Here is an 8,109-nt window from a genome sequence, read left to right as displayed (position 1 = left end):
GGAGACCGCGCCGACGAACGTGGTCTTGCCCACGCCGAAGCCGCCCGCCACCACGATCTTCGCGGAGGTGGTGGAGCGCGGAGCCGCTCCGCCGTCAGAGCTTGCGAAGTCCACTGAGAACCCTCTCGAGCAGCGTTACATCCGGCGTTCCGCCGGCCTCTCCATTGCCCGGCTGGTGGATGGCCACCATGCCGGCTTCCGCCAGGTCGGCGACGAGGATGCGGGCGACGCCCAGCGGCATCGAGAGCAGCGCGGAGACCTCCGCGACCGACTTCACCTCGCGGCACAGGGTGCAGATGCGCTGGTGCTCCGGCAGCAGGCCGGACAGGTGCATCGGGTCGGCCGTCGTGCTGACCAGCGCCTCGATGGCGAGCTGGTAGCGCGGCCGGGTCCGGCCGCCGGTCATCGCGTACGGGCGGACGAGCGGCTGGTCGCCTTCCGAGTACGAATCTCCGTACGCGTCGGGGTAGGCGGGGGGCGGGGTCATTGATCCTCCGGGCTGGACAGCAGTGGTCAGCGTGCCGTCTGACAGGGCGGCCGGTGGGGGGACATGACGGCCTGTCTGGGGGTACTGGATTCCGGGTGTGCGGACCCGGTTCCCCGGCCGGAAGTACCGTCCGGCCGGGGAGGGGGTGTCAGATGAGCAGGCTTCCCTGGAGCTCCGCGCGCAGGTCCGGGGTGAGGACGTTGCCGGCGCGGTCCACGAGGAGGGCCATCTCGTAGCCGACGAGGCCGATGTCGCACTCGGGGTGCGCGAGCACGGCCAGCGAGGATCCGTCGGAGACGGACATCAGGAAGAGGAACCCGCGGTCCATCTCCACAACGGTCTGGTTGACGGCGCCGCCCTCGAAGATCCGGGAGGCCCCGGCGGTCAGCGAGGTCAGGCCGGAGGCCACGGCCGCCAGCTGGTCGGCGCGGTCACGGGGGAAACCTTCGGACATGGCCAGAAGGAGTCCGTCGGCGGAGACCACCACGGTGTGGGACACCCCGGGGGTGTTGTCCACGAAGTTGGTGATCAACCAGTTCAGGTTCTGTGCCGCCTGGCTCATCGAACTCAACTATCGCTCCTGCTGGTAAGTGGGGTCGATGTGGTAGCTCCCGGTCGCGGGGCCGGTGGTGCCGGCCTGGCGGCCCTGCTGGATACCGCGACGGAGGTTGGTGAGACGGCCGCGGACGTCGTCCGGGGCACGCGAGACCTGAGGGCCGGCCTGGGTGTCGGCCTGCTGCTGGGCGGTACCCGCCACGAGGTTCGCACGCGGCACCCGGCGGGGCAGACCCGAGGTGGTGATCCCGCCGGCGGCGGGCTGGCGCACGCGCTCGGCCTGCCGCATCAGCTCGTCGTTCGGGGACGACTTCCAGCTGACCGTCGGGCTGCTGCCGGTGACCGCCGCGGCTGGCTCGGCCGCGGGCTCCTGGCCGCGCCGCTGCTGCGGGGCCGGTGCGACCGGTGCCGCCTGCTGCGACTGGTGCGGCTGCTGGGGTACGGCCGGACCCTGCCCGGCGGACTGCCGCCCGCCCTGGTGGGACCAGTTCGACTCCAGCGACTCGAAGATCGGGCTGCGCGACTCGGGGCCGCTCTGCGCCGGAGCCGGCGGCAGCGCCTCCGGCCGGTACGCCTGCGGGAGGAGCGGAGCCTCGGCGCGCTGGGCCGGCGCGGGGGTGTAACCGCCGGACTGCCGGCCCTGCTGCTCCCCGTAGCCGCCGACACCGGGGCCGCCCGGGCGGGCGAACTGGCCGGTGGAGGCCGGGTCCAGCGGGCCCGCGGGCTGCGGGCGCTCGAACTGGCCGGTGGTGCTGTTGCCGGGGACGCCACCGGTGGCCTGCGGGGGCGGGGCGTTGAAGTCGGGGCGGGCGAACTCCGCCGTGGAGCCGGGGCCCGACAGCTCGTCGTGCCCGCGCGGGACCTCCTGGCCGCCCTGGGCCGCGGCGCCCCAGCTGGCGCTCTGCGGGACCCCGGCGGCCGGGCCGCCCGCGCCCGGGAGCTCCGGACGCGCGGCGCCGTCGCGCGCCGGCAGCTGCGGCCGCCTGCGCTTGACGGGGGCACCGGGCTGCTGCTGGGGCGTCCGGCCCTGCGGGGGCTGGGGCTGCTGGTGCTGCTGCGCCTGGCCCTGCGGCGGCTGCGGCCGCTCGAAGCCGTTGCCCTGCTGCGGGAAGCCGCCCTGGGGACCGCCCTGCTGCGGGAACCCGCCGGGACCGCCCTGCGGACCGCCCTGCTGTGCGAACCCGCCGGGACCGCTGGGGCCGCCGGCCGGCCGCGCCTGCGGAGCGCCGCTCTGACCGCGGGCCGGCAGCGGCGCGCCGCCGCCGAAGGCGCCCTGGCCCTGCGACTGGCCCGTCGGGGCGGAGGGACCGCCCTGCGGACGCGGCCCCTGGCCCTGCGGGCCCTGCTGCGGGCCGGGCGCGCCGTCGCGCCCCGGCAGGGCGGCGCGCTGGCCGCCGCCGGAGACCTGGCCGCGCTGCTGGCCGGCGCCCACGGGGGGACGTGCGCCGGCGCCGGGCACGGAGGGCTGCTGGCCGCCGGGAGCACCCGGAGCGCCGCCGGTACCGCCCTGGCCGCCGCCGGCACCCGGCATCGGGCCCGGCTTCTTGCCGCCCTGGGCGACGTCCACCGGGAGCATGACGAGGGCCGTCGTACCGCCCGAGTCGGAGGGGCGCAGCTGGATGCGGATGCCGTGTCGCAGGGACAGGCGGCCGACCACGAACAGACCCATCCGGCGGGACACCGAGACGTCCACGGTGGGCGGCGACGCGAGCCGCTCGTTGATCGCGGCGAGGTCCTCGGGGGAGAGGCCGATGCCGGTGTCGTGGATCTCGACGAGCACGCGGCCGTCGGGCAGGGCGTGACCGGTGACCTTGACCTTGGTCTGCGGGGAGGAGAACGAGGTGGCGTTCTCCAGCAGCTCCGCGAGGAGGTGCACGAGGTCGTTGACGACGCGGCCGGCGACATCGGTGCCGGGCACCGCCGCCAGCTCGATGCGTTCGTACTGCTCCACCTCGGACGCCGCGGCGCGGAGCACGTCGACGAGCGGGACGGGGCGGGTCCACCGGCGGCCCGGCTCCTCGCCCGCGAGGACGAGGAGGTTCTCGCCGTTACGGCGCATGCGGGTCGCGAGGTGGTCGAGCTTGAAGAGCGAGGAGAGCTGGTCCGGGTCGGCCTCGCGCGACTCGAGTTCGGAGATGAGCGACAGCTGACGCTGGATGAGGCCCTGGGAACGGCGCGAGAGGTTGGTGAACATCGCGTTGACGTTGCCCCGGAGGAGGGCCTGCTCGGCGGCGAGGCGGACGGCCTCGCGGTGCACGTCGTCGAAGGCCGCGGCCACCTGGCCGATCTCGTCGCGGGTGTGCAGGCCGACGGACTCCACGGAGGTGTCCACCTCCTGCGGGTCCGACTCGGAGAGCTGCTTGACGATCTCGGGCAGACGGTCCTGGGCGACGCGCGTCGCGGTGTCCTGGAGGCGGCGCAGCGAGCGGATCATGGACCGGGCCATGACGAAGGCGCCGATGAGGGAGACACCGAGGACGAGGAGGATCAGGGCACCGTTGACGATGGCGTCCTGCTGCGACTCGCTCTTGAGCTCGCGGGCCTTCTGCTCCATGTCCTCGAGCAGGGAGAGCTCGATCTGCCCCATCGCGCGGATCTTGGTGTCGTCGGCGTCGTACCAGTCCATCCAGGAGCGGTTCTTCTCCTTGACGAACTGTCCCTGGGTGCTCAGCACGCGGCGGGCGTAGTGGTCGGCGCTGCCGATCTCGGAGTTGCCGTCGCCGAGCGAGCTGAGGAGTTCCTCGGGCTTGCCCTGGTAGACGAGTTCGAAGGTCTTCTTCGCCTGGCTCTCACCGCGGAGCGCGGAGAGGGCGTAGAGGCGGTCGTTCTCCTCCAGCTTGCCCTGCTTGTCACCGCTCTCGGGGAGCGAGGCGGCGATGATCGCGCGCTGGATGGAGGCGTACTCCTTGGCGGACGAGAACGCCGCCAGGGCGCGGGTGCGCTTGATCATCTCGGGGTTCGAGGTGGCCTGGGCCATGTCCTGCGAGAGCGAGAGCAGCGAGACGATCAGCGCGTTGTACTCGGTGACGGTCTGCTGGGCGCCGTTCTGGTACGCCTTCTTGCGGATGTCCTCGATGCCGGTGAGCTGGCGGCCGATCTGGAGGATGTTGTTGCGGATCGACTTGAGGGTCTCGTCCTTGTCCTCCGCGTTGTCGACCTTGTCGGTCGCGGCGGCGAAGGCCTTGGCGGCGGCGTCGGTCTGGTCGCGGACGCCCTCGACGAGGCTGTTGGCCTTGCCGTCCTTGACGAGCGACATCGGACCGGCGGACTTGTCCCGCTCCTCCTGGAGCATGGCGGCGAGGCTGGTCGCCTGGCGGGTCATCGTCGTCAGCAGCTGCATGTGCTCGAGCTGCTGGATGTCCTCGAGCGAGTCGTTGATACGGACACCACCGAGCGTGGTGGCGGCGACGACGGGCAGGGTCAGCAGCGACACGAGTCGCGTGCTGATGCGCCAGTTCTGCATGGCGAGACGGGAACCGGGCCCGGTGGGGGCCTTCGGTATCGCCTCTTCGGTCTCGGGCGACTCGGCCTTGCCCTTGGGCCTGCTCGGCTTGACGGCCTTGCCGGGCTTCGGGGCCTTGCCGGACCTGCCGCGGCCCTTCGCCTTCGCCGAGGAGGTGTCGGGGCCCGCGCCTTCGGCAGCCGGCCCGCGGTTCTGGGCGTGCTGGGGCGAGGAGCCACGGTCAATCCCGCCGCGCGGCTCCTGCTCCGCCGCAGCGCTGCCATCCCTCTTGAATCGTCCCTGCACTAGCGTCGCAACCTCTGGACCAGGCGCCCCGCCGGGTGAGCGGCGGAACGGTGTCGAGTCGTGGGGCACTGACGGCCCCATGGTGGTCGTCGGTGACCGGCGCGTCTCCCTCTCCGTTGCCGCCGCGCGCGGCGCTCTCTTGCGCCACCTGCGCGCCGGCTGATACCCGCGGCGGTCCCGCGAATTCCAGCACAGTGGGGGATCTCCAACAAGGTGCGCGTGTCGCCCCGGCGAGCCGGTCACGGCTTGTGACAGATGGGCTACTCGATGTGGAGGCACTATGGGGAGGAATCGGACTTACGTCAACCAAAGCTGCTGTCCGGCAAGGTGTCCCAGTCGAGATGATCAGGAGCGGAATGGCGCATTCAGTGGCGCAATGTCCGTTTCGGCAGGCGTAATTGACCGCCTGTTATGCCCGTATTGCCCGCTCGCTGGTGAGCAAACTCACACGAGTGTGGCCATTACTTACCGGTTGAGTCGGGGATTCGGATGTTTAGCCTTGCCTGTTAAAGGGTTGGCGCCACATCCGGCGCATCCGACAACCCTCATCCCACGAAGCGACCCGAGGGCCCGAAACTCCGATGAAGACGACGCAGATGTTCCGCAACATAGCCAACCCCCGCCGCACCACGCTCGCGCACCTGAAGGACGCCGAGGAGCTGCAGGCGGCGCCGGCCACCCCGGAGCACTCCGTCGAGCTGCCGACCCAGACGGCGAACCCCCGCCGGACCGTCCTCATGGACGCGCCGGTCGCCGCGGCACAGTAGTCCCTCCGCAGTAGTGGCTCCGTAAAGGAGCGCGGAGCGTCGCCGCCCACCGCGTTAGCCTGGAGTCCGCAGACTCCAGCCAGCGGAAATACAGAGGGGCAGACGCAACACGTGCGCATCGCCAGGTTCTCCATCGACGGCAATGTCGCGTTCGGCGCGGTCGAGGGCAGCACTGCCCCCGGCGCCGAGGGTGAGCTCGTCCTCGACATCATCAAGGGCATCCCGTTCGCGGACTTCGAGCTCTCCGGCACGAAGGTCCCGCTGAGCAAGGTCCGGCTGCTGCCGCCCGTGCTCCCGAACAAGGTCGTGGCCATCGGCCGCAACTACGCGGAGCACGCGGCGGAGCTCGGCAACTCCGTCTTCGACGATCAGGGCCGTCCCGAGGCCCCCATCACCTTCTTCAAGCCCTCCACCTCCGTGGTCGGCCCCGGCGACCCCATCGTCTACCCCTCCTTCTCCCAGGAGGTGCACCACGAGGCGGAGCTCGCCGTGGTCATCGGCCGCATGTGCCGCGAGGTGCCGAAGGAGCGCGTCAAGGACGTGATCCTCGGCTACACCTGCGCCAACGACGTCACCGCCCGCGACGTCCAGCAGCGCGAGAAGCAGTGGGCCCGGGCCAAGGGCTTCGACAGCGCCTGCCCCCTCGGCCCCTGGATCGAGACCGGCCTCGACCCGGCGGCGGTCTCCGCGGGCCTGGCCATCCAGTGCACGGTCAACGGCGAGCAGCGCCAGCTCGGCAGCACAAGCGACATGATCCGCTCCGTGGAGGACCTGATCGTGCACATCAGCGAGGCCATGACGCTGCTCCCGGGTGACGTCATCCTCACGGGGACCCCGGCCGGAGTCGGCCCCCTCAACGTCGGCGACGAGGTCGCCGTCACCATCGAAGGCATCGGCACTCTCACCAACAAGGTGATCAAGCGTGGCTAACGCGAACTCCCCCAAGCTCTCGACTCCGCTCGAGCAGGGGGTACCCCCCCGCGTACGTTTCTGTCCCTCCCCGACCGGCAACCCCCACGTGGGCCTGGTCCGGACCGCACTCTTCAACTGGGCGTTCGCCCGCCACCACGGCGGTACGTTCGTCTTCCGCATCGAGGACACCGACGCGGCCCGCGACTCCGAGGAGTCGTACGAGCAGCTGCTCGACTCGCTGCGCTGGCTCGGCTTCACCTGGGACGAGGGCCCCGAAGTCGGCGGCCCGCACGCGCCGTACCGCCAGTCCCAGCGCATGGACATCTACAAGGACGTCGCCCAGCGCCTCCAGGACGGCGGCCACGCCTACCACTGCTACTGCACCACCGAGGAGCTCGACGCGCGCCGCGACGCCGCCCGCGCGGCCGGCAAGCCCTCCGGTTACGACGGCCACTGCCGCGACCTGAGCGCCGAGCAGGTGGCCGCGTACGAGGCCGAGGGCCGCACCTCGATCGTGCGCTTCCGGATGCCCGACGAGACCATCACCTTCACGGACCTGGTCCGCGGCGAGCTCTCCTTCACCCCGGAGAACGTGCCGGACTTCGGCATCGTCCGCGCGAACGGCGCCCCGCTGTACACGCTGGTCAACCCGGTCGACGACGCGCTGATGCAGATCACGCACGTCCTGCGCGGCGAGGACCTGCTGTCCTCCACCCCGCGCCAGATCGCCCTCTACAAGGCGCTGATGGAGCTCGGCATCGCCACCGGCGTCCCGCAGTTCGGGCACCTGCCGTACGTGATGGGCGAGGGCAACAAGAAGCTCTCCAAGCGCGACCCCGAGTCCTCGCTCAACCTCTACCGCGAGCGCGGCTTCCTGCCCGAGGGCCTGCTGAACTACCTCTCGCTCCTCGGCTGGTCCTTCTCCAAGGACCAGGACATCTTCTCGATCGAGGAGATGGTGGCGAAGTTCGACATCGACGGCGTGAACGCCAACCCCGCGCGCTTCGACCTCAAGAAGTGCGAGGCGATCAACGCCGACCACATCCGCCGGATGGACCCGAAGGCCTTCGCGGACGCCTGCGCCCCGTGGCTGCGCGCCCCGCACGCCAACTGGGCGCCCGAGGACTTCGACGCCGACGCCTGGGCCCGGATCGCGCCGCACGCCCAGACCCGGGTGACCGTCCTCTCGGACATCACCGCGAACGTGGACTTCCTCTTCCTGAAGGAGCCCGTCGAGGACCAGGCGTCCTGGGACAAGGCCATGAAGGGCGACCCGGCGGCCCTGCTGACCACGGCGCGGGAGAACCTCTCCGCCGCCGACTGGTCGGACCCGGAGTCCCTCAAGCAGGCCGTCCTGACCGCCGGCGAGGCCCACGGCCTCAAGCTCGGCAAGGCCCAGGCCCCCGTCCGCGTGGCCGTCACCGGCCGCACCGTCGGCCTGCCGCTCTTCGAGTCCCTGGAGATCCTCGGCGAAGAGCGCTCGCTGGCCCGCATCGACGCGGCCCTGGCGAAGCTCTCCGCCTGACCCGCACCACCCCGTGGGGGGGGGGGGGGGGGCGGAGGGGAGGGGGGGGGGGGGGGAGGGGGGGAGGGGGTGGTGACGGAGGATCCCGGGGGATGGACCCCGCTACGGAAGTTGG

Annotated in this window: 6 protein-coding genes and 1 pseudogene; 3 read left to right on the top strand and 4 right to left on the bottom strand. The window is 71.6% G+C overall.

From position 1 onward, the window contains the following. The 4 genes and pseudogenes from ACZ4WZ_RS17805 to ACZ4WZ_RS17790 form a co-directional block, all read right to left on the bottom strand. Positions 1-114: pseudogene (locus ACZ4WZ_RS17805) on the bottom strand (ATP-binding protein); the annotation flags it as partial. Next, complete coding sequence (locus tag ACZ4WZ_RS17800) at positions 95-487, bottom strand: DUF742 domain-containing protein (RefSeq protein WP_007266775.1); 393 nt, start codon at positions 485-487, stop codon at positions 95-97. The gene ACZ4WZ_RS17800 and the pseudogene ACZ4WZ_RS17805, both read right to left, overlap by 20 nt. A gap of 148 nt (positions 488-635) precedes the next feature. Beyond that, a complete protein-coding gene (locus ACZ4WZ_RS17795) occupies positions 636-1,049 on the bottom strand; it encodes a roadblock/LC7 domain-containing protein (RefSeq protein WP_007266776.1) in 414 nt (137 codons plus the stop codon). 9 nt (positions 1,050-1,058) lie between these two features. Further along, complete coding sequence (locus tag ACZ4WZ_RS17790; RefSeq protein WP_467891211.1) at positions 1,059-4,790, bottom strand: sensor histidine kinase; 3,732 nt, start codon at positions 4,788-4,790, stop codon at positions 1,059-1,061. A 581-nt stretch (positions 4,791-5,371) separates the two neighbouring features. On the opposite strand from ACZ4WZ_RS17790, the gene ACZ4WZ_RS17785 reads away from it, so the two are divergent. From ACZ4WZ_RS17785 to gltX, 3 genes are all read left to right on the top strand, one after another. Next, positions 5,372-5,557, top strand: a complete 186-nt coding sequence (locus tag ACZ4WZ_RS17785; RefSeq protein WP_467891208.1) for a hypothetical protein — start codon at positions 5,372-5,374, stop codon at positions 5,555-5,557. Between the two features lie 111 nt (positions 5,558-5,668). Beyond that, complete coding sequence (locus ACZ4WZ_RS17780; protein ID WP_467891205.1) at positions 5,669-6,487, top strand: fumarylacetoacetate hydrolase family protein; 819 nt, start codon at positions 5,669-5,671, stop codon at positions 6,485-6,487. Continuing rightward, positions 6,480-7,994 carry a glutamate--tRNA ligase gene (gene gltX, locus ACZ4WZ_RS17775; RefSeq protein WP_467891203.1) on the top strand — a complete coding sequence of 505 codons (1,515 nt, stop codon included), beginning with the start codon at positions 6,480-6,482 and terminating at the stop codon, positions 7,992-7,994. The genes ACZ4WZ_RS17780 and gltX overlap by 8 nt, the downstream gene beginning before the upstream one ends. The last annotated feature ends 115 nt before the right edge of the window (positions 7,995-8,109 follow it).

This window comes from Streptomyces sp. NPDC029122, from assembly GCF_055569445.1.
The sequence above is the reverse complement of the archived record's forward strand: the minus strand, read 5'-3'. Positions and strand labels throughout refer to the sequence as shown.